We start from the raw sequence: 2032 nt of genomic DNA on the forward strand, positions 1-2032 counted from the left end.
CGAGGCCGCCAGCCAGCCCACGGCGGCCGACGCGGACGTGACCGTGGAGGTCGCGGCCGCCCCCGCCGCAGCACCGGCGCCGGCGGTGCCGCCTGCAGGCGCGAGCGCTGAGGCGCGGGACCGTGCTGCCGTCGAGGCTGCACTGCCGCCGGTCGAGGAGCTGACGCTGGCGTCCGATTTCACCGCCTTCCTGAAGGAGGAGGTCAGCGAGTCGCTGCGCAGGCAGGCGCTGAAGAAGCTCTTCGCCGATCCGCATTTCAACCAGATGGACGGGCTGGACATCTACATCGACGATTACTCGATCGCCGACCCGATTCCGCCGTCGATGATGGAGAAGCTCAAGCACGCGCGCGAGTGGCTGGGTGAGCCGGACGCGCCTGCCGAGACGGAGACGCAGGCGGCGGCTGACTTGGCCTCGCCACCGGTGAGGGCCCCCGAGGTCGTGCCCTCGGGGGCTGAAGCGGGCGTGCAGGACGAGGCTGGCTGCGACCCGGCTCGTACCGGTGGCGGCGTGTCTTCCGGTGAGGGCGACGACCGCCCGGTCGGCGAGACGGCGCCGGCCGGCAACCGGGATGAGCGCGCGGGCTGAGGGCCAGCATCGCACGCGCGGCGATCGGTGTACGCCGATCGGGACAAAACGGCGCGGAATGGACAATTTGTCGCGCACGCGGTTTCGGATGGTTGCCCGACGTGCCTTTGCGGTTGCTTGTGGGGCCAATCCTTGATGACTTGCTGGCCCGGCGAGTGCTTGTGGTGAACCGATCAAATGGATGCATCGATGCAGAACACCCAGAAACAGATCCATCTCTGCGATTGCAATCGCAGCTTCAGTCTCGACGCCGAGCGGCTGGCCGCTGCGTCGGGCGCGCTGTCGTGCCATCACGCGCTGTGCGGCGCCGAGTTGCCCGCGCTGGAAAATGACCTGGCCGCCGGGCGCGAGGTCTTCGTGTCCTGTACGCAGGAAACCGCACTGTTCGGCGAGCTGGCCGAATCGCAGCAGGCCGGCCAGCGCATCCACTTCTTCAACCTGCGCGAGAACGCCGGCTGGTCGGCCGACTCCGCGCAGGCCACGCCCAAGCTCGCCGCGCTGATCGCCGCCGCGACCACTTTGCCGGAACCGGAGCCGGTGCCTGCGGTGCAGATGCGCGCCGGCCGCAGCCTGTTGATCATCGGCGAGGCGGGTGCGGCGCTGGGCTGGGCCGAGCGCCTGGCGGGCAGCTTCGAACCTGCGGTGCTGATCACCCAGCGCACCGGGGAGGTCGAGTTGCCGGCCGTCAATGAATACCCGGTGTGGTCGGGCAAGCCGGTGAAGCTGTCCGGTCACCTCGGCGCCTTCGAGCTGCACTGGGCGCAGCAGAACCCGATCGACCTCGAGCTGTGCGTGCGCTGCAACGCCTGCGTCAAGGCCTGCCCGGAAGGCGCCATCGGTTTCGACCTGCAGGTCGATCTCGACGCCTGTCGCAGCCACCGCGCCTGCGTCGCCGCCTGTGGCGAGATCGGCGCGATCGACTTTGCGCGCAAGGATGTCGCCCGCAGCGAGCGCTTCGACCTGGTGCTGGACCTGTCCGCCGAGCCCTTGCTGAAGCGCGTCGAGCTGCCCGACGGCTATGCGGCACCGGGCCGCGACCCGTTCGAGCAGGCGCTGGCGGTGCAGGCGCTGGGCGAGTTCGTCGGCGAGTTCGAGAAGCCGCGCTACGTCGCCTTCGACGCCGGCCTGTGCGCGCACAGCCGCTCGAAGAAGACAGGCTGTACGAACTGCATCGAAGTCTGCGCTACCGAGGCGATCCGCTCCAATGGCGACGTGATCGCGGTCGATCCCTACCTGTGCAAGGGCTGTGGCACCTGCAGCACGGTGTGTCCGTCGGGCGCGCTGGGCTTCCAGTTTCCGCGCGTGCCGGACGTCGGGCAGCGGGTGAAGACGCTGCTGGCCGAGTACGCGCAGGCCGGCGGCAAGGAGGCCTGCATCCTGTTCCATTCCGCCGAGGCCGGCACCGCCGCCATCGGCCGGCTCGCGCGGCGCGGCCGCGGCCTG

The 2032-nt window shown here is 69.9% G+C and carries 2 protein-coding genes; both read left to right on the plus strand.

All coding sequences use genetic code 11. The features are described 5' to 3' along the window. Window positions 1–589 (plus strand): DUF3306 domain-containing protein (locus C664_RS20490; protein ID WP_004294449.1); only part of this gene is annotated, 589 nt, incomplete at its 5' end. A 189-nt stretch (window positions 590–778) separates the two neighbouring features. Next, window positions 779–2032: ATP-binding protein (locus C664_RS19955; RefSeq protein WP_038012696.1), on the plus strand; the 1254-nt coding region annotated here is incomplete at its 3' end.

It is taken from the genome of Thauera sp. 63, from assembly GCF_000310165.2.
In the GTDB taxonomy this organism is placed as follows: domain Bacteria; phylum Pseudomonadota; class Gammaproteobacteria; order Burkholderiales; family Rhodocyclaceae; genus Thauera; species Thauera humireducens.